Source organism: Chryseobacterium sp. DZ-32 (assembly GCF_059587025.1).
In genome coordinates, this window is the sequence record NZ_JCAIOM010000008.1 from 89,811 (window position 1) to 110,642 (window position 20,832).

General features: G+C 37.8%; 15 protein-coding genes. 7 read left to right on the forward strand and 8 right to left on the reverse strand.

What is annotated here, in order from left to right; genetic code table 11:
* Positions 1 to 65 precede the first annotated feature (65 nt).
* Entirely contained in the window at positions 66 to 1,775 is a 1,710-nt protein-coding gene (locus tag AC59HC_RS10790; RefSeq protein ID WP_429812796.1) for a T9SS type A sorting domain-containing protein, read from the forward strand.
* Between the two features lie 62 nt (positions 1,776 to 1,837).
* Here AC59HC_RS10790 and AC59HC_RS10795 read toward each other — a convergent pair whose 3' ends face one another.
* Positions 1,838 to 3,055: a hypothetical protein gene (locus tag AC59HC_RS10795; RefSeq protein WP_343641886.1), complete on the reverse strand. Its 1,218-nt coding sequence runs from the start codon at positions 3,053 to 3,055 to the stop codon at positions 1,838 to 1,840.
* 36 nt (positions 3,056 to 3,091) lie between these two features.
* Positions 3,092 to 4,726, reverse strand: coding sequence for an apolipoprotein N-acyltransferase (gene lnt / locus AC59HC_RS10800; RefSeq protein ID WP_496558578.1), 1,635 nt, complete (start codon positions 4,724 to 4,726; stop codon positions 3,092 to 3,094).
* 56 nt (positions 4,727 to 4,782) lie between these two features.
* Between lnt and AC59HC_RS10805 the strand changes: the two genes are divergently transcribed.
* A complete protein-coding gene (locus tag AC59HC_RS10805; RefSeq protein ID WP_429812799.1) occupies positions 4,783 to 5,196 on the forward strand; it encodes a VanZ family protein in 414 nt (137 codons plus the stop codon).
* Here AC59HC_RS10805 and proC read toward each other — a convergent pair.
* From proC to AC59HC_RS10825, 4 genes are all read right to left on the reverse strand, one after another.
* Complete coding sequence (proC, locus tag AC59HC_RS10810) at positions 5,186 to 5,989, reverse strand: pyrroline-5-carboxylate reductase (protein ID WP_202841216.1); 804 nt, start codon at positions 5,987 to 5,989, stop codon at positions 5,186 to 5,188. The genes AC59HC_RS10805 and proC overlap by 11 nt on opposite strands.
* A gap of 357 nt (positions 5,990 to 6,346) precedes the next feature.
* Complete coding sequence (gene murB, locus AC59HC_RS10815) at positions 6,347 to 7,360, reverse strand: UDP-N-acetylmuramate dehydrogenase (protein ID WP_496558579.1); 1,014 nt, start codon at positions 7,358 to 7,360, stop codon at positions 6,347 to 6,349.
* A 4-nt stretch (positions 7,361 to 7,364) separates the two neighbouring features.
* A complete protein-coding gene (locus AC59HC_RS10820; protein WP_496558580.1) occupies positions 7,365 to 7,850 on the reverse strand; it encodes a hypothetical protein in 486 nt (161 codons plus the stop codon).
* Between the two features lie 10 nt (positions 7,851 to 7,860).
* Positions 7,861 to 9,066, reverse strand: coding sequence for a pyridoxal phosphate-dependent aminotransferase (locus tag AC59HC_RS10825; protein WP_496558581.1), 1,206 nt, complete (start codon positions 9,064 to 9,066; stop codon positions 7,861 to 7,863).
* 215 nt (positions 9,067 to 9,281) lie between these two features.
* Here AC59HC_RS10825 and AC59HC_RS10830 point away from each other — a divergent pair, with 215 nt between their 5' ends.
* From AC59HC_RS10830 to AC59HC_RS10850, 5 genes are all read left to right on the forward strand, one after another.
* The gene (locus AC59HC_RS10830) at positions 9,282 to 11,774 is read left to right on the forward strand and encodes a GEVED domain-containing protein (RefSeq protein ID WP_496558582.1); all 2,493 of its coding nucleotides are present in this window, start codon (positions 9,282 to 9,284) and stop codon (positions 11,772 to 11,774) included.
* 278 nt (positions 11,775 to 12,052) lie between these two features.
* Positions 12,053 to 13,018: a T9SS type A sorting domain-containing protein gene (locus tag AC59HC_RS10835; RefSeq protein ID WP_496558583.1), complete on the forward strand. Its 966-nt coding sequence runs from the start codon at positions 12,053 to 12,055 to the stop codon at positions 13,016 to 13,018.
* A gap of 144 nt (positions 13,019 to 13,162) precedes the next feature.
* A complete protein-coding gene (locus AC59HC_RS10840) occupies positions 13,163 to 14,347 on the forward strand; it encodes a hypothetical protein (protein WP_496558584.1) in 1,185 nt (394 codons plus the stop codon).
* A 10-nt stretch (positions 14,348 to 14,357) separates the two neighbouring features.
* Complete coding sequence (locus tag AC59HC_RS10845) at positions 14,358 to 15,779, forward strand: hypothetical protein (protein ID WP_202841208.1); 1,422 nt, start codon at positions 14,358 to 14,360, stop codon at positions 15,777 to 15,779.
* 24 nt (positions 15,780 to 15,803) lie between these two features.
* On the forward strand, positions 15,804 to 16,259 hold the full coding sequence (locus tag AC59HC_RS10850; RefSeq protein WP_110008029.1) for a DUF1801 domain-containing protein: 456 nt from the start codon (positions 15,804 to 15,806) through the stop codon (positions 16,257 to 16,259).
* A 209-nt stretch (positions 16,260 to 16,468) separates the two neighbouring features.
* Here AC59HC_RS10850 and AC59HC_RS10855 read toward each other — a convergent pair whose 3' ends face one another.
* Both AC59HC_RS10855 and AC59HC_RS10860 read right to left on the reverse strand, forming a co-directional pair.
* The gene (locus AC59HC_RS10855) at positions 16,469 to 17,734 is read right to left on the reverse strand and encodes a TolC family protein (RefSeq protein ID WP_202841206.1); all 1,266 of its coding nucleotides are present in this window, start codon (positions 17,732 to 17,734) and stop codon (positions 16,469 to 16,471) included.
* On the reverse strand, positions 17,724 to 20,819 hold the full coding sequence (locus AC59HC_RS10860) for an efflux RND transporter permease subunit (RefSeq protein ID WP_496558585.1): 3,096 nt from the start codon (positions 20,817 to 20,819) through the stop codon (positions 17,724 to 17,726). Before AC59HC_RS10860 ends, AC59HC_RS10855 begins: the two co-directional genes overlap by 11 nt.
* Positions 20,820 to 20,832: the final 13 nt, after the last annotated feature.

Genomic DNA, 20,832 nt, shown 5'->3' on the forward strand with positions numbered 1-20,832 from the left:
CTTTTTTTCACCCGGAAAATTTAATATTCTATCTTTGTTTTTAATTAATCTAAATAAAAACAATTATGAAAAGGATTTATATTTTATGCTCTATGCTGCCTGTCAGTATCATGGCTCAGAACTTTACTGAGATTCAGACCGGCATGAATAATTTTTATTATTCTGCAGCTGATATTGCAGATATAGATAACAACGGTACGCTGGATATTGTACTTAACGGAGCAATAGATACTGATGGCGATGGAAATGTGGACAGTACGTATAATGAAGTATATCAGAACAATGGAACAACATTGTTACCGTTTGCAGGGTTGGGAGCTGATGTAACCCATCTTGGAGATATTAAATTCATTGATTATAATAATGACGGCCTAATGGATATTGTTTCTACAGGGCTCAGCTATATGGATGTTGTTAATTATAAACAATACCGATTCAAAAATACCGGGACAGGATTTATAAAAGAAGCAGAACTGCCGGGAAAAATTTACGGATCCCTGGAAGTTTTTGATTTTAATCATGACGGAAAGCCTGATTATGCTCTTAATGGAACTCAATATGCTCATGGAGGAGGCTTCGGAAACAGTCTGGATTATTATAAAAATACAGGGACTGGTTTTGATCTTACGGAAAATTGGATAGATGGAACTCAGAGTGGAAGTTTTAAAGTAGTAGACCTTAATAACGACAACCTGCTGGATCTTGTGATTATCGGATCAGACATCAACGGAGATGCGGTATCCAAAGTATATATGAACCAGGCTGGAGTTCTGACTCCTACACAGGATCTTGCGCCTGTTGCAGTGGGAAAAATAGATTTTGCAGATTTTAATGCTGATGGCTTTCAGGATATCGTGGTAATTGGGAGAGATGCCAATGATGATGCCTATTCTGCTGTTTTAATGAATGATGGTACCGGAGCATTAACTCCTCATATAATTCAAGCAGGCGATATTTCTGATGTTGCATTAAGTGTCGGAGATTTAAATAATGACGGCTATTACGACTTTATTATTTCAGGAAATGAAAATTATAATGCTGTAGTGAAAACCTATATCTATGATGTTTCCAATCATAAATTCAATGAAGGAACTCTAAATGGTATTACTGCCCTTGGAGGGCCAGGGCTGGTGCAGCTTTTTGATTTTAATAATGATCATCATCCTGACATCTTATTGGGTGGATTCGACTGGTCTGCTTCAGATCTGCCTTCACTGACTAAAGTATTTAAAAATAATGCTGCAGAAGCAAATGCCAAACCTACAGCACCAACGCAACTGAATCTGACTAAAAACGGAAACCGTTTCAATTTTACATGGAGTGGTGCTTCTGATGATAAAACTCCGATGAGTGCATTACGTTATGAGATCTCGGTAGGAACTACGCAGGGAGCTCATGATATTGCCAAATATGTGGTAACGACACCATCATGGTTCCTTGAGCTTGATCAGGCTGTTCAGAATGTATACTGGAGCGTGAAATCAATTGATGCTGCAAAAGTATATTCTGACGCTTCTGCCCAAAGTGTTTTGGGAACAGCGGAAATCAAATCTGAAAAGCAGCTTGTTATCTATCCGAACCCTGTGTCAGATAAAGTCTATATAAAAGGAGAAAAAGTTTCAGAAGTTGAAATGTATTCGATGGACGGAAGAAAACTGAATATCAGTATCAATGGAGATCAGTCTATTGATGTTGCTCATTTACCAAAAGGAATCTATGTATTAAAACTGAAGATAAAAAACGAAATAACCACCAGGAAACTTACGATTAAGTAATTGAATCAATTCTATCTTCTATCAATGAGAAAAGCCAGACGTCCAGCTGGCTTTTCTCTTTTTTATCCATTTGTCTTTTTGAGTTTCAACAAATATAAATAGAGTTTATCATTCAAATTCTGAAATACAAAAAGGAAAAATAGCGGGAAATATAACAGGAAATATCTTGGTAACGGTGCTACAGAATAAAACAATAAATAGAAAATGAAAATAACTCCGGGAAATGCAGCATCAAATGTGAATCTTAATCTTAGCTTTTGAATAATTGTGTAAATTAAAAGCAAATTAAAAACGAGTAAAATAACAGAGTACAGATACATTATGTAAACGCTTGGGAAATTATAGTTTCCTGGATAATAATTTAAAAAATTGATTCCTATTTTTTTTAAACTGTTTTTAATAAACAGTTCCGGATGCTCCGAAATGAAATTTTTGTTGAGCTGTTGCAGATATTGATCTATTTGTTTCTCATCTGTGAAATTCTGACGGAGATATTCATCGGTTAATATCATTTTTTTTGCCGGATCATACGGCAGGTTTTCACTTGAGAAAATATCATATTTTTCATTATTCCCCTTTGCGAAATTATAATTGAGAGAAGTTGAATAATGGAATACTCCTGTTTTTTCATAGTTTCTTATACACCATGGAAGATAGGTAATGAAAATAAATACAAACACAAGCAGAAGGTTGTAATATTTTATTTTTTTATATCCGATCAGCATAATTGCTGAGCTGATCATTAAAAACAGAAATTCAAACCGGAGATACAGCCCGGCTATTGAAAATATTGAAATTAATATTATATTTTTTACATTGACCTTCTGTGATAATTTCAATACCAACGCAAAGAAAATGCTGAATACAGATAGTGTAAGAGCAAATGAACTGATTTTTGTAGCGCCTAAAAGAATAGGCGGAAAAAAAATAACACCCACAAAAGCAAAGAAATACCTGTTTTTTTTTATCGCATTTTCTTCAAAAGACACAACAAGTAATAAAACCGAGAAAAATAAAATGACAGACTGCAGAACACATGAAATCATAACCCACTTTGGTGTCTTAACAATACTTTCTATTAAAAGTAAATAATAAGGATATAAAGGCGGCATATAAGCCGAAGGTTTGCCTAGGTAATAATAATCATGATAGACGGAAAAATCTTCCATGATTACCTTCCATTCAAATACAAGACTGGCATTTTTACTTAAAAAGTATACTGCAAGACAATACACCAGAAAAATGAGAGAATATCTGTATCTGAATATTTTTTCTTTCATTTTATCTCTATCTAATAAATTTACTTAATCTTCGGATTACGCTTTCTTTGTTTTCTTTTTGAACCATTCAATCAGATAGTAGAACAATAGGAATCCTAACGCAAATATGGAAAACCTTGAAAGAAGGTCTCCTGCTCTTGTATAAAATGTCATTGTATCATACAGGTTTACCTTTGCGAATAAGGCTGTCTGGTCACCATAGAAAGTATCGGCTGTTATCTCTCCTTTAGCATTGATATGCGCTGAAATTCCGCTGTTCGCTGCACGGGCGATTTCTCTTCTTGTTTCAATAGCCCTCAGTTTAGCATAAGATAAAAGCTGTTTGTGCCCTTCGGTAACGCCCCACCATGAGTCATTGGTCATAATACCTAAAAAGTTAGCTCCTTTTTTTACATAGTCTGTTACAAATTCACCATAAATACTTTCATAGCAAATGATAGGCGCTAGTTTTCCTTTGTTGTAAGGATTTGCAAAGGCAACTCGTTCTTTGTCTGTTCCCAGAGAAGCTACAGTACCTCCAAGATTCAGCATGGCATCTCCCAATAATGGTTTCAAAACATTCATATAAGGGAATATTTCAACACCTGGCACCAGTTTTCCTTTGTGATAAGCTTGTACTTTTTGGTTAGGCACCAGTTGAATGGCAGTATTATAACTGCTCACCCAAACACCGCTGTTAATCTGGTAAGCTTCTTTAGGTAAGTCGGTAGGATTATAAAAGAATCGGTGTGAAGAAATTCCTGTAGCAAAAACAGATTCCGGGTGACCGGATAAAAATCCTTTGATATTATTAAGAAGTAAACTCTTTTCAAAACCTGTTTCGGAAATAGATCCTCTTCCCGGAAGAGCGGTTTCCGGGGCGATATAATAATCAATCTTACCGGTTGAGTTTTTTTCAGCAAGCGCTAATAAATCCTGTTCTATAGTCAGGCTATCTTTGGAGTATTTTTCAGCATAAGGATCAAGATCCGGCTGAAGCATCAGAACATTAACCTGTCCGATTGGCTTTTCATCAAAATTGTTGTATCTGATTATTGAAATAATCATCGGCAGAACAATTAAAGCAGCAACAATAGCGGAGTTTTTGATCAGGTCTTTTCTCTTTCTTCCGGCTTCCCATGTTCTTACAGTATAAAAAATCAGAACATTGATGACCAGAATCCAGAAGCTTCCTCCGCTTGCTCCCAAAGTATCATACCACTGGATCAGTTTGGGATAGTCTGAAAATACATTCCCCAGGTTCAGCCACGGCCATGTCAGTTCCCATCCTAAATGAAATTTTTCAAAACTCATCCAGATGGCAATTAAAAAGCCTAATCCCCAATACGTTCCCTGAGCATTTTTGTACCAGTGATAACATTGGAATACCAGAGAATATAAAAGAGAATTGACTAATACAGGGAATAAAACAGCCATCAGTGAGTGGCTTCCATCCGGATTCTTTGAACCATACAGCCATCCTGTAGTGACTACGTTCCAGATGACAAAGCATAGGTAAGATAATCCGAAGACCACCCAGCTTTTCCTTTTATAATCAGAAAATTTTGAAATGCCATGTTCCATCATCAGAAGAGGAACAAGAGCAAAAAATATAAAAAACGGAACCCCATAAGTTGGCCATGAAACCGACAGCAGCATTGCTGAAATAAGTGTAAGCAGAACGTATTTCATTAAATTATTTTAATACACAAATTTAATGTTTTTGAAATGAATATATTAGCAGTTCGATGTTAAAGAAAATTTATACAATCATAATTGTTCCGTATACTCTGTTTCTGCTCTATCTGATGTTTTTGGGAATGGGCAGATTTCAGTATGAGGAAAATCTCATCACCGTAGAACCAGTTTTTTCTACCATCAAATTTATCCAGGGACCCAATAAAACTATAGATATAGTAACAATTGTCTTGGGTAATATTATGATGTTTATTCCTTTTGGGTTTATGGGCTGGGTAATTCCCGGACTGAAAAAGCTGAAACCCCTGATATTTGGTTTTATTTCATGTATTGTTATTGTGGAAGCGCTTCAATATTTTACCAGAATGGGAATATTTGAGGTAGATGATATCCTCCTGAATACTTTCGGGGTATATATTGGTTGGTTGCTACGCAGATTTTTGGATAGGAAACTTAATTATTAAGTTCCTTTGCACGCTTTTCAGCGTTCAGAATCCCTTGTTTCAGAATTTCTTTGAAACTGTTTTCTTCAAATGTTTTTAAAGCAGCTTCAGTAGTTCCTCCTTTGGATGCAACATCTTTAATCAGTTCCTCAAGATTTTTTTCCGAATTATTGATCAGATGATAAGCTCCCAGCATCGTCTGTTTTACAAAAAGTTTGGAAAGGTTTTCTTCAATTCCCATTTCAATGCCGGCTTTAATCATAGCATCAATAATATAATAAAAATAGGCAGGGCCGCTTCCTGAAAGGGCAGTGACACCATCCAGAAGTTCCTCATCCTCCAGATAAACCGATCTTCCTGTGCTGTTTAATAATCTTTCAATATTGATTAACTGGCTGAAAGAAATTCCGTTGGCAGCAGTATAACCTGTGATTCCCATTCCCAGAAGGGTAGGAGAGTTCGGCATTGCTCTTACCACAAGCGGATGATTTAGCAATTTTTGGATTTTTTCAATATTAATCCCTGCCATGATGGATAAGACCATCTGGTTTTCCTTGAAAGTAAATTGAATGTTGTGGGCAACCGCCTGAAAATCCTGAGGCTTTACTGCAATGATGATTAAATCAGCATCAATATCTTTTACCTCTTCGAAAGTGGAGATTTTGGATTTGGGAAATTCGTCAGCTATTTTGGAGATTTTTTCCTGACTTCTGATAATAAGATGCAGATGTTCAGGTTTGATCAGTTCGTATTTTAAGAATGATTTCGAAAAAGAAAGCCCCATATTTCCGGCACCAAGAATAGCTATTTTCATCACAACTAGTAATTTTTAAGCTAAAATAATGATTTTCCGGAGACTAGATATGAAATGATTCTGAATTAATTTTTGTTGGGTGAGCGCAAAGGCTTAAAGATTTTGAATAATATGCCGTTTTTAAGACGCGAGAAAATCGAGATTTTCAGCAAGGGTGAGAATGAAATAAGGTTAATCTTTTTGTAGCACAAAGATCGTACAGCATTAAATGTTATCGAAGATAAAATCCTTGCGCCTTAAAATAATAACAAAGAAAAATAAAAGATCCTTGCGACTTTGCGTTCATCCAACAGTTACAGATAATAAGTAATAAAAAAAGACTAAATTCATACGAATCAGCCTTTATATATTTTTAGATTAAATAATATTCACTTCCCGTTCAAGTTCTATCCCAAACTTTTCCTTTACAGAATTAATGATCTCTGTAGAAAAATCAAAAATTTCTTTTCCTGTAGCACTCCCGGTTGCATTGATGATCACCAGAGATTGCAGTTTGTGTGAAGCTGCATTTCCGATTTGTTTTCCTTTCCATCCGCATTGTTCAATCAGCCATCCGGCAGGAACTTTTACCCCATCTCCATTCGGGTAACCCTGAATATTTTCAAATTTTTGTTTTAATGCTTCAAACTGAGCTAAAGGAATGGTTGGGTTCTTGAAAAAACTTCCGGCATTTCCAATTTCTTTAGGATCCGGTAATTTGCTTTGACGGATATTGATCACTGCTTTTGAAACATCCTGAATGGTTGGATTTTCAATGCCAAGATTTTCGAGTTCAGATTGGATTGCTCCATATTCGGTTTTGATATGGTGATCTTTTTGAGTCAGTTTAAAAGTAACTTCCAGAATAACATATCTGCCTTTTCCTTCCTGTTTGAAAATAGAATCCCTGTATCCGAACCTGCATTGTTCAAGATTGAAAGTTCTCAATTCAAGATTCTCCAGGTCCAATACATCACAGCTTACAAAAATATCTTTAATTTCTGTTCCGTAAGCTCCGATATTCTGCATCGGAGAAGTTCCAACATTTCCCGGAATTAAAGAAAGATTTTCAAGTCCTCCATAATTTTTTTGCAGGCAGTACATTACAAATTCATGCCAGTTTTCACCTGCTTTTGCGGTTACCCATACCTCATTTTCATTGGTGATTTCTTCGAAAATACCTCTTAAGTTAAGTCTGATAGCAAGACCATCGAAATCTTTGGTAAGAAGAATATTGCTTCCGCCTCCCAGGAACAGAAGCTGAAGATTTTGGTTTTTCGCGAAAATGAGTGCCTCTTTTAATTCATCAATAGTATTAACTTCCGTAAAATAACGGGCTTGGGCATCAACACCAAATGTGTTGTAAGGTTGTAATGAAAAATTTTCCTGCATGTTTTTATTGGTATTCTTTGGGAAGAATTTTGTCTAGTTGTTCTTTAAGTTGCTGTAACTGCTTGTAATGTAAAGTATCTGCATAAGCATTTACATAGATATGTGATTTTTTGGGAGTCCGGATCTGGAAGGTTTCATCTGTTCCGTCTACAGACTGTTGGCTTGGAGAACTTTTGATATGATCAAGATCTACAATATTGATTGTTGATACCAGCTTTTTCCAGGTTTCGGAATTCATAGCAGATACCCATGATTTATGGGTTTGATTGGCTGTCATCCCTTGTTCTGCAAAAACAGAATCTTTTGTGGCCTTCACAATTCTGTAGTTTCCCAGATGTCCTCCGATGTCGGATACGCTGATGAATGTAATCTCATGTGGATTTTTTTGAGAAACAGATGGCTCTGTCTTTTTGGAATCACAGGAAAAAAATGCCGACAGCAAAAGGATCGAAAACAGGATTTTCAGATGGAGTTTTTTTGTTGTCGGCATCAATATATTTTTACAGACTGAATTCTTCTCTGTACTTCTTTAAAGCTTCTTTAAGAATTTCAGCACTTCTTTTTAAATCTTCTTCTTTCAGTACGTAGGCAATTCTTACCTGTTTCTTACCTAATTCAGGATCACTATAGAAGCCTCCCGCAGGTGCTACCATGATGGTTTCGTTATTAAGAGAATATTTTTCAAGCAGCCACTGGGCAAATTTTTCAGTATCGTCTACCGGAAGTTCTGCAACACAGTAGAAAGCTCCTCTTGGTTTAGGGCAGATCACACCAGGAATAGTGTTTAAAAGATCTACCAATACATTTCTTCTGTGGGTATATTCTTCTCTTACAGCTCTGATGTAAGGGCCGTCATTTTGGTGTGCTGCTGTTGCTGCAATCTGTCCTAAAAGAACCGGGCTTAATCTTGCCTGTGCAAAAAGCATCGCTGCATTACGGATCTTGTTGGAACGTGTCACCATACACCCGATTCTTACTCCACACATAGAGTAACGCTTGGATTCAGAGTCAATAATGATACAGTTTTCAGCTAATTCAGGGAAATCAAGCATTGAGATCTGCTGCTTTCCATCGTATACGTATTCTCTGTATACTTCATCAGAAATGATGACGATGTCATATTTCAAAGCGATTTCTGCTAATTTCTGAAGTTCCTCACGGGTATAGAGATATCCGGTAGGGTTACCAGGGTTACAGATGATGATCGCTCTTGTTTTTTCGGTAATTTTTTTCTCAAATTCTTCAACAGGCGGCAAAGCAAAACCAGTATCAATTGTAGAAGGTACAGCTACTACATTCACATCAAATGTGCTGGTGAAACCATTGTAGTTAGCATAGTAAGGCTCAGGAATAATGACTTCATCACCTTCGTCACATAGAGTAGAGATCGCAAAGTTAAGCGCTTCAGAACCTCCGTTGGTAACAATGAAGTTATCGGGAGTAAGATCTGAGAAGCCTAATGAATGATAATATTCAGTAAGGGCCTTTCTGTATTCTATATTACCTTCAGAAAGAGCATATTCCAATACTTTTAAATCGATGTTCTTTAAAGCATTTAAAGCTGTTTCCGGAGTTTCAATATCAGGCTGTCCGATATTAAGGTGGTATACTTTTATTCCTTTTTGTTTTGCTTGTAACGCAAAAGGAACCAGTTTTCTTACCGGCGATGGCGGCATATGCAGTGCTCTGTTTGAAATATTCGGCATTGTTCAAAAAATTTGTATGACAAAAATAGGATTTAATTTCTCAATAATAAAATTAAGAATCAATAAGAAGATGTTTCATTACGTTTTATGTTGTCTTTAAAATTTGATCGTTTAATATTAAATTTTCATGTATTTAAAATAAAATTTATGATTATGTTAAAAATAATATTTTCGTGTTATTATTTTTCTTAAATTTCGCCTCAAATGTGATTAAAATGGTAATAAATTTATTTTCTAGAGTAATACCTGCTATTGCTCTGTTTTCAGCCACGGCTATGATGGCTCAGAATTATCAAACCATGCCCATTTCCTCAGGCTTTACAGCTGATGTAATTGCTAATGGCATCGGTTCTTCCACAATTACTACAAACAATGACGTAGACGGAGTTTCTTACACTTTTGTAGCTAAAGATTTTCAGTTAACCTCCACAAGTGCAGCTATTACGTATGGTATTCCTGTTGACGGGATTATTAATTCTGTAGTGGCAACCACTCCGGGACTGAGTTTTCAACTGGCGGGTCTGAGTGCGAACAACTCTTTAAGACTGGCTGCAATTAATGATAACGGAACCCTGGCATTTACAGCACCGAAAGCTGCGACCAAGCTGTATATGCTTGCTGTAAGTGGAAGTGGTACTTCTACAGTAAATGTAGTAGTGAATTTTACCGATGGCAGCTCGCAGACGTTTTCAGGTATCAGTCTTGCTGACTGGTATAATGGACCTAGTTTTGCCATCCAGGGAATAGGAAGGATTAAAAAGCCAGGGGCTACTCCTGGTGCCGGTGATGATATTCCCTCTCCTGAGGGCGGAACCAATCCAAGATTATATCAGGCTGAACTGGCAATAGATGCTGCGAACCAGGCAAAACTAATACAAAGCATAACGGTAACCAAAGCAAGCGGTTCAGGTATACCGAATATTTTTGCTTTTTCGGCAGATGCCTATTCGGATTGTATGCCTCCTGTATTGCAGGCGGTTTCCGGAATCACAGCCAACTCTGCTTTAGTCTCATGGACAGGCAGTGCTGCCAGTTATGACGTGTACCACAGTACTTCCAACACAATACCGGCAAGTACAGTAACACCTACTTATCCGGGAGTAACAGGGACGAGTACAACAATAGGAGGTCTTAACTCCAATACAACTTATTACTATTGGGTAAGATCCAACTGTAATACCGCAACCGGCCAAAGTGTATGGTCTTTTGCAGGAACATTTAAAACGGCTTGTTCTACTTTCACGGTTCCCTATACAGAAAACTTTGATACGACAAGTACAGGTTCACAAAGTAATACCAATGCGCCAAGTTGCTGGGCGTATCTGGAAACTCCTTCATTTTCGGGGTATGGATATGTAAGTACATCCAACAACTACTCAGCACCTAATGCCTTTTATATGACCAATTCAAGTGCTACAACGGGAAGTCAAATGTTGGTTTCACCTCCAACGGTGAACCTTTCAGACGGGAACAAACGTGTGAGATTCTATGCAAAAACAGGAACAACAGGGACTACATTGTTAGTTGGTACTTTATCAAACCCTGCGGATCCTGCATCCTTTACACAGATAGGAGCTCCTATTTCCCTTACAACTACGCATGCACAGTATACCGTGAATATTCCTGCAGGTTCTGATTTGCAACTGGCATTTAAACACGGTTTAGGAGGTTCTTCACGTTCTATTTATATTGATAATATTACCGTTCAGAATATTCCTTCCTGCCTTGAGCCGACTGCGGTTGCGGTATCCAATCTTACAATGAACTCTGCATCAATTGGCTGGACTGCTCCTCTTTCGGTTCCTTCAAATGGATACGAAGTATACTACAGTACAACGAATACTGCACCTGATGCATCTACTGTCTTGAACGCTTCCAACTCTGTAACTTCTGCTACCACTTCTGCACCATTAAGTTCATTATCTTCTGATACCAATTATTATGTATGGGTAAGATCTGTATGCAGTGCTGCGGATAAAAGTATCTGGAGTGAAATGCTTACATTCAGAACAGGGTATTGCTTACCTTCATCTACTTCTCAGAATTCATGGCTTTCTGACTTCAGTTCTACAGGAGGACTTGTAGATATGGCTTATTCATCCGGTTCAAGTGTTGCTGGCGGATACCAAAACTTAACAACAACCAGTAACAAAATAATCAATGCTCCGGGATCCAGTACTTCCGTATCTTTTACCGCCGGTGGTCCTACGTGTGGAATCGGGGTTTGGGTAGACTGGAATAATAATTTAACTTTTGAAGCTTCAGAAAGAATGTTTGTGACCAATACTTATGTTACAAGTACGTCGGGATCTATCACAGTCCCTGCAGGAACACCTCTTGGATCTTATAGAATGAGAGTGGTGACTGATTATAACAGTACAGCCCCTTCAAACCCTTGTTCTGCTATTTCAAGAGGAGAATTTATTGATTTTAACTTTGAAGTAGCTACCTCTTTATCCACTTCAGAAACAAATCTGAAGAAAAAAGAAGTGAATGTATATCCTAATCCTTTCAAAGATGTGCTTCATATTGCAGATATCAAAAATGTAAAATCTGTAACTGTTACAGATGTAGCGGGAAGAGTAGTGAAAACTATTGACAATCCAACTAATGAACTTCAGTTAGAAGAATTAAATGCCGGTTTATACTTAGTGACGATGAACTTTAAGGATGGTTCAAAATCAACGGTAAAAGCCATTAAGAAATAAAATTTTTTGAGTTAATAATTTCTGTAGGCAGTTGCATTCGTGCGGCTGCCTTTTTTGTTTTTATAACGCGGATAATTTTCTGACTTCCAAAATCTATTATTGAGAATAAGTAAGTAAATAATATTCATTACATATTTTTTGAGTGTTGATAATTTTAGTTTTTTTGTAGATATTTTTTAGAATTTAAGTCGATATGTTATTTATTTTTTTTAGGAAATAGCTTTTTTAGTATTGGTTTTTTATTTTTGGATTAGATTCAACACAAAAAACATCTCATTATGAAAAAAAAACTATTTTTAGAAAAGCTTTCATACATTGCTTTATTTTCTACCGTTGCCATGCAGGCTCAGAATTATCAAACCATGCCGGTTTCCTCAGGCTTTACCGCTGATGTAATTGCTAATGGTATCGGATCTGCTTATGATTCTACTACCAATGACATTGATGGGCAAGGTTATGCTTTTGTTGCAACAGATTTTCAAGCTGTGAGTTCTGATCCGCCGCTAACTTTTGGTGTACCTGCTAATGGTATTCTCAATTCTGTAGTAGCCTCGACTCCCGGATTAAGTTATCAGTTGGGAGCTCTGAATTCCAATAATTCGCTGAGGCTGGAAAGTACCGGGGAATATGGAACACTTGAATTTGTGACTCCATCAACAGCTTTAAAATTATATATGCTTGCTACAAGCGGAAGTGGCGGCGCTATTGTAACGGCTACTGTGACATTCACCGATAATACTTCTCAGATATTTTCCAATATAAGTATTGCTGACTGGTATGGCGGAGCCAATTATGCGGTTCAGGGGCTGGGAAGGGTTGTTGTGGGTAATGATGATCTAGAACCTGATAGCTCTAATCCCAGAATATATCAGTTTGCATTGAATATTGATACGGCGAACCAATCTAAACCTGTAAAAAGTGTAACCCTGACAAAAAGCGGAGGTGATGGTATTATCAATCTTTTTGCCTTTTCTGCAGAAAAAAATACACAACTCAGTACCGCTGAAGTAAATGGTCTTAAAAAAGGAGATATTTATCCAAATCCTTTTAAAGATGCACTTCATATTAATAATGTAAAAAATGTTAAGGCTATAACAGTTACAGATGTAGCGGGAAGAGTAGTGAAAACTATTGACAATCCAACTAATGAACTTCAGTTAGGAGAATTGAATGCCGGTTTATACTTGCTGACGATAGACTTTAAAGATGGTTCAAAATCAACAGTAAAAGCCTTGAAAAAATAATAATTTTTGAGTCAATAATTTCTGTAGGCAGCTGCACTCGTGCGGTTGCCTTTTTTGTGACCAGTTTTGATAATAACTGGACAAAATATTATCAGAAAATGTCCATAAAATTATTATACATTTGCACCGAAAACTATAATATCCATGAATAAATTTAAACTGCTTTTTTTAATACCATTATTTTATTCCGAATTTTCCCAGGCTCAGCGAATTGATAAAGAAATAATCAGTTTCCAGCTTTTAAAAGAGCCGGTTTTTCCTACGGAACTTTCCAACAGAAATTATACGATTACGGTAAAGTCTCCCTACAATATTACAAAAGATGATGTCATCAGAATTTCAAAAGAAGACCACCAGAAAAAGGTAGATAATTACCAGACTAATGTTGAAAATGCCAAGTATGAGCATCAGGAAAGATTAAAAGACTATGATGCTGAAGTAAAAAAACTTCAGGAAAAATACAAACTTGAATCTGCAGAATACAGCAAATTGTCAGCTGTTGAAAAAATTGCAGCAACCAATGGAGCTCCTGTACTGAGGCTTCCTTCAAGACCTATCCTTAATATTCCTCCAATGCCGGTGTACCAGCAGCCTGATCTGAGGGATGCTTTAATTGTAGATAACAAAATTCTGGCTTCTCAAATTGATGTGACTGGTTTTTCAAAAGGTGGAAATTATCTTGATATTGTCATTGAAATGGAAAGAACAAATTTTCAGGACAATCAGGGGAAAACTTTTGCCAACCAGCCTACAAAAATCACAGCGAAACAAGGCGGTACAGTAAAGTTCGATAAAACCTACTTCTCAGATTTTGCAGAAATAGCAATCGTTCCGACTAATGAAATTAATCTGAATGCTCAGGAAAAAAGATTCCTGCAAAGAACGATTGACCGTACAAGAAATATTATCAATGAAAATTTTGGGTATCAGACCATCAATTCTACCGTGACCTTGGCAACTGTGAAGAACAAAGGAGAGTATGATGATCTGGAGAAAGCGTATATCTATGTGACCACCAATCTGAAAAAACTTCAGGCAAAATCGGATTATGCACCGAACAAAATTGCCATGGAGAATATGCAGAAAGGAATTGATCTCTGGAAAACAGCTTTAACAAAAGTAAATTACAACGATAAGAAAGCAGTTTACAATCAGAAGATCGGAGAATACCTTTATTTTAACCTGATCAGATTGAATATTGCTTTAGGAAACTATCAGGAAGCAGAGAAATATTTAAATGAGTTACAGGAGCATTTAGTGGATATTAAACTATCCTACGATGCTAATCTTGAACTGAAAAGATTGGAAGAAAAAATTTATAATAACTAAAGAAAACGATATGATTAAACAGATTATTGCTTCGGCATTAATTACCGCTTCTGTGTACTCTTTTGCACAGTCGAAAGTAACAGAAGGAACAAAATTCACAGTGGATGCCAATCTTGAAACGGATGATAAACTGGTACTGGCAGATGACTACAATTCTTATATGTTCAGTGCTATTAATATTGACGGATTGATGAGAAATGTTTTTCCTCACAAGAAATTACTGATGAGAAAACTGGATCAGAACGGAAGTCTTGTGGATACTTATGTGAAAGATTATGCCAACAAAACGAATGGTGTTCTTCACAATTATCTGGGGTCACAACAGATTGATGATGATAAATTTATAGCATTTACGGAAGAGTATTTCGGAAAAGAAAACAGAAAAGAAGTTTTCCAGCATGTTTTCAGCAGAAAAGAAGGTACTTTTACAACAAAGAGTATTGCAAAATACAGCATCGAGTCTACCAACAAATCAGGAACTACTTATGTCCTTTTCTCAGAAAACGGGAAATATGCAGCCATCTTCAATGACAGATATGCGAATAAAAAGACAGATAATGTCAATGATGTGCTGGTAATGGATTTGAGAACACTTTCTCCGGTCTGGAACAAAGAAATAACATTGAGTAATGATTATGTTGAAAAGTCTTTGACATTAACTAACTCGGCGAAAATCGTTCTATTACGTAAAGCAACAGGCTGGAAGGAAGCTTACAAGCTGGAACTGGTTTCCAATACGGAAGATAAAGACCTTCCGTTCGATGATAAATATATTCCTGAAAAATTATATGCATTCAGTAAAAATGATAATGATTACCTGGTAACTTTTGGAAGAAAAAATGCAGCGGTTACCATTGGAGCAAGTACTTTTGGAACGGTAATGTACTATGATATGAAGTCTGGGAAAGCAGTCATCAGCAATACCAATCTGGCTGGAAGCAAAGACATGAGTGATGTGAAAGTCATCAAAACGATTGTAAAAGGGGATGAAACTTTAATGGCTGTTCAGCAGGAGACGGTGACAAGACCGATGCCTACAGCAATGAACCGTTTCCCTGATCCTGTATATTCTCTGGATGCGGGAATGCTGATCAAATTTAATAAAGAAGGTGAAGTAAAGCAATTCGTAGCAGCAGGAACTTCTACCGGAAAAAGAATTCATGTGGTTGAAGCAGGAGATAAACTTTATATTTCCGCTTTCTATCCTAAAGGAGCATTTGGTAATACAGGATTTTCTATGAAAGTTTTTGACTTCGCCAATCTGAAACCTCAGGAAGTAAGCCTCGATTATAAAGGTAGAAATTTCTTCCAGAACTACGGTTTTGCAGATGGAAATATGATTCAGTACGTTCCGAATGTCAACAAAATGATGTTCCTTCAAAAGAGCAGCAAGGAGGTTCAGATGTTCAGTGTGTACAATTTTATAAAATAATCGTATTTTAGAAAAAATTATCACATGCAGATTCAGTCGGTTTCTATAGAAGATTATATCTCAAAAATTCCTGAAGAAAGACAGGAAGCTTTTAAAAAACTTTTTGATACGGTGAACGACAACCTTCCGAAAGGTTTTGAAGACGCTTCAAATTATGGGATGATAGGCTGGGTAGTTCCTTTGACAACCTATCCTGCCGGATATCATTGTGCACCCGGGACACCGTTGCCTTTTATCAACCTTGCTTCCCAGAAGAATTTTATAGCTTTGTATCATATGGGACTATATTCCAAGCCGGAACTTCTGGATTGGTTCGTAGGAGAATATCCCAAATATTCGAAGAAAAAGCTGGATATGGGTAAATCCTGTGTCCGCTTCAAAAAAACAGAAGATATTCCTTTTGAACTGATTGCCGAGCTGAGTCAGAAAATGACGCCTGATGACTGGATCGGAATTTATGAATCACAGTATAAGAAATAAAAAGAGCCCTGAAATCTATTTGATTTCAGGGCTCTTTTTTATGCTGGAAGCTGGAAGATGGGAGTAGGAAGTAGGAAGTTATATTTGTGTTTAAAAACTATCAGTTGTTATTCCTTGATGAGCAATCTGAATATTAAAAAGTTAATTAAATGATGTGTATTTATTCATCGACATCCAGAAACTTCCATCCTCCAGCTTCCCTCTTCCAGCTAAAAATGAATATCCCAGATTCCCGCTTTACGTTCCAGCTCAATCAAAGCGGCAGCATTATCTGCTAGAGCTTCATAATAATCTTTTCGAACACTGTTATAGGTTCTCTGCGCATTCAATACTTCAAGGATAGAGCTTTCTCCTCTTTTGTAGCTGTAAGTGATTCCTTCAAGAATACTTTTCGCCTCAGAAAGCATTCCGTTATGAAATTGTCTGAGCTGTTTCTGAGTGGCAGTGTACTGTTGATAAGCCTGCATTACCTCAGCTTTTATTTCCTGTTCGATCTGTTTATGCTCAACTTCTGCCTGCGAATGGGCCATTTCTGCTATTTTCAATCCGGCATTTCTTCTGTTGGAAAATTTTAAAGGAATACTAATACCCATTTTGACAGCATTTACAGTGGGAGACGGAGCAATTTCATTCGTAGCTTCGGTATGCCGTTCTGCTCCGGCACTGATGCCCAAATCTATGATGCGATTAGCTTTTTCAAGGCTGATCTGGCTTTTGGTTACTTCTGTATTTTGTTTCGCAGCCAATAAATCTGCTCTTTCATTTAAAGCCTGAAGAATCAGATCATCAATATTAAAATCTCGGTTGAAAGCATTAAAATCTCCGGCAATATCTCTGCCTGTAATTTTGCCATCTCCCAGAAATACAGATAAACCGGTGAGAGCCTGCTGCTCTGCACTTTCAGCCTGATATACTTCATTGAGCAAAGAAGCTGCTTCCAGCTTACTCTGTTTGGAAGTGACCCATGTTATCGTTCCCAATTGGTAGCGGATACTGTCGGATTTTGCCAATTGCTGCATGTTTTGATAAGAATCCTGCTGTACTTCAAGCAAAGCCTTGGATTTTAAAGCCTCAATATATCCTAAACTGGCATCTGCACGAAGATTCCTGAAAAAATCCTGCAATTGTATTTTGCTCAGCTCCGATTGATCTCTTGCCAGATTTACCCTGGCCTTTCTTTTACCACCCAATTCAAGTGTCCAGCCAAGTGAGGTACCATACACATAACCCATACTTTGTCTTACTCCGTTATTGGTGGTTTCCATTTCCAGCTCAGGATCAGGAAACATATTAGCCGTCTGAATCGCTGCTTCGGACATGCTTACATTGTATTTTTGAGAAGCATAGCCTAAATTTTTATTTCCTACAAGACTCAGGTATTCTTCAAAGGGTAAAAGTTCTTTTTCCTGTGCCTTCATCCCTGTAATGCTGAGCAATACGATAGATAATATGATAAAACGAACTCTAATTTTCATCTGATTCTAAATTTTGTTTTTTGTTTCGGCGTTCAGCCATAAAATAAATAGCCGGAAGCACGAATAAGGTTAAAATGGTAGAAAACATCAGCCCGTAAACAATTACTGTTGCCAGTGGGCGCTGTACATCAGAACCGATGCCTGTGGCCAGCGATGCCGGAAATAATCCGATGACAGCAACCGTCGCGGTCATCAGTACAGGTCTGAAACGGTCTTTTGCCCCTTTGATGGCAGCCTCTTTCAGTTCATATCCTTTTTTACGCAAATCATTGATATGAGAGATCATGATTACTCCATTCTGGATGGCCACTCCAAAGAGAGCGATAAATCCTACTGCAGAAGATACATTCAGAGACATTCCGCGGATATTGAGAGCCAGCATTCCCCCAAATAAAGCCAGCGGAACGATAGACATCAGTACCAAAGCCTGCCTGAAATCTCCAAAGGCACCATACAGCAGCAGAAACATAATAGCTAATGCCAGCGGAACAATAAATGCCAGCCTTGAATATGCCCTGTTTTGATTTTCAAACTGTCCGCCCCATTTGATCTGGTATTTCTCATGATCGTATTGGATATCTTTTTCAATTGTATCCTGTGCTTTTTTCAGAAAAGAAGAAAGATCGGTGCCCCTTAAATTCAGTTTTACCGTAAGATGTCGTTTATTCATTTCTCGGGTAATTGTGCTTTCTCCGGTACTTAATTTCACTTCTGCTACCTGTGATAAAGGTATTTTGGCTCCAGAAGCTGAAGTCAGCATCAGATTTCCGATTTTATCCGGAGTATCGCGGCTGTCTTCTGTGTAACGGCATGAAATATCATATACTTTATTGCCGATAAAGATCTGGGAGATGGCTTTTCCTCCCAATGCCACTTCAATAAGGTCGGCCACATCTGCTACATTCAGTCCGTACTGAGCAATTTTATCTCTGTTGGCAATAATCTGCAGTTGAGGTAGCGGTGGCTCCTGATCAATGGCAAGGTCTGCCGAACCCGGAATTGTATGTAAAGTAGACAATACATTTTCTGCAATTCGCCTGGTTTCCTTAAAATCTTCTCCATATACTTTTACCACGAGCTCACTGTGCGCTCCGGAGATTTTGTCCATAACTCCATCAATCATAGGTTGTGAAAATCCGACGGTGAATCCCGGCATGTCCTTATAATCTGCAGCAAGTTCTTTGATGAGGTCTGCTTTTGTTTTTCCCGAAGGCCATTCGCTGTAAGGTTTTATTCCGACTGATACTTCAAAGTGGGAAGCCGTCCACGGGTCGGTACCATCATCATTACGTCCTGCCTGAACCATCATATAGGTAATTTCAGGATGTTTCAGCGTGCGGGCACGTAAGGTATCACTCATTTCTTTTGATTTGGCTAAAGAAATTCCGGGTGGAAGCTGTACCTGCAGCCATATAGAGCCTTCATCCAGTTCAGGTAAGAAATCTTTTCCCACATGCCAGGAGAGAATTCCGGCAGATACTAAAACAATCATAATGGGAATGAGAACTCTTTTAGGAGTCTGCATTATTTTTTCAATGCTTTTTCCATAGGCTTTGCCGAGTTTCTCCAGCCATTTATTGTGATAGATCTTCTGTGGTTTCCGGTAAATCACATAGGCTAATCCCGGGATAAGAAGTAATGCTACGGCAAGGGCTCCCAACAGGGCATATCCAACAGTAAAAGCCATCGGGGTAAATAATTTTTTTTCCACTCTTTCAAAAGCAAATAATGGAAGGTAAGCCGTAATGATAATGATGGTGGAAAAGAAAATAGGTTTTGCCACTTCAATCACTCTTTGGGTAATTGCTTTTTCTTCCAGTGTTTCTTCAGAATTTTCTTCTCTTTTCTTGAGAATGGTTTCCAGCATGACGATGGCTCCGTCTACAATGATTCCAAAATCAATCGCTCCCAGTGAAAGAAGATTGGCCGGAATATTGGTAAAATGCATTAGTATAAAAGCAAATAACAAAGAAAGCGGAATGGTAATCGCTACCAGTAATGCTCCCCGCCAGCTTCCCAGAAATACAATCAGTACAATAATAACCAGTACAATTCCTTCGGTAAGGGTATGAGAAACTGTGGTAAGCGTTGTTTTTACAAGATCTGTTCTGTCCAGAAAAGGGTGGATCTTTACTCCGGGTGGAAGAGTTTCGTTATTCAGTTCTTCAATCGCTTCATGCACACCTTCCAGTACCTCGGAAGGATTTTGTCCTCTTAGCAATAGTACAATTCCTTCCACACTTTCAGAATAATCTCGTTTTCGGTCTGTGTAGCTAAGGACTCCTTTTCTTTCAAGGTTTCCGTATTTCAGTGTTCCTACATCATTGAGAAAAACAGGAACTCCATTCTGGGTTTTGACTACAATTTTTCCAAGGTCATCCAGGTCTTTTACCAAACCAATTCCGCGGATTACATACGCAAGGTTTCCACGGGGAAGCATGCTTCCTCCGGCGCTGACATTGTTTTTGGAGATTGTTTCGGTAACTTCTGACAGGGATAAACCATACTGTTCAAGCTTATGCGGATCCAGCTCAATCTGGAACTGGGTGGTAATTCCTCCGAAATTGGTGACATCAGCAATTCCTGAAACCTGTTTGATTCGGGGAATAATGACAAATTTCTGTAAATCTGTCAATTCCCTCAGGCTGTGGCTGTTACTTTCGATAATGTAACGATACACTTCGCCGATGGGAGAGGTAAGGGGATCTAATCCCGGCTGTGCCCCATAAGGAAGTTCCACTTCCGTCAGTCTTTCCTGGATACGCTGTCTTGCCCAGTAATCATCAATACCATCATCAAATACCATCGTAATAATGGAAAGCCCGAAGGTACTTTTGCTTCGCATCACATGCATTCCTGGAAGACCATTCAGAGATCTTTCCAAAGGAATGGTAATCTGCTGTTCTACTTCTTCAGCGGCCAGGCCCGGAACCTGCGTTACCACCTGGGAAGTGACATCGGCAATATCAGGATAGGCTTCTATGGATAATCTGGTCCAGGAATAGTATCCGAAGAATCCCAGTAAAAGGAAGAGGGCAAGCATCAGCCATCTCTTCTGTATAGAGATTGTCAATAATTTCTTCATAGTTTTTCATTTA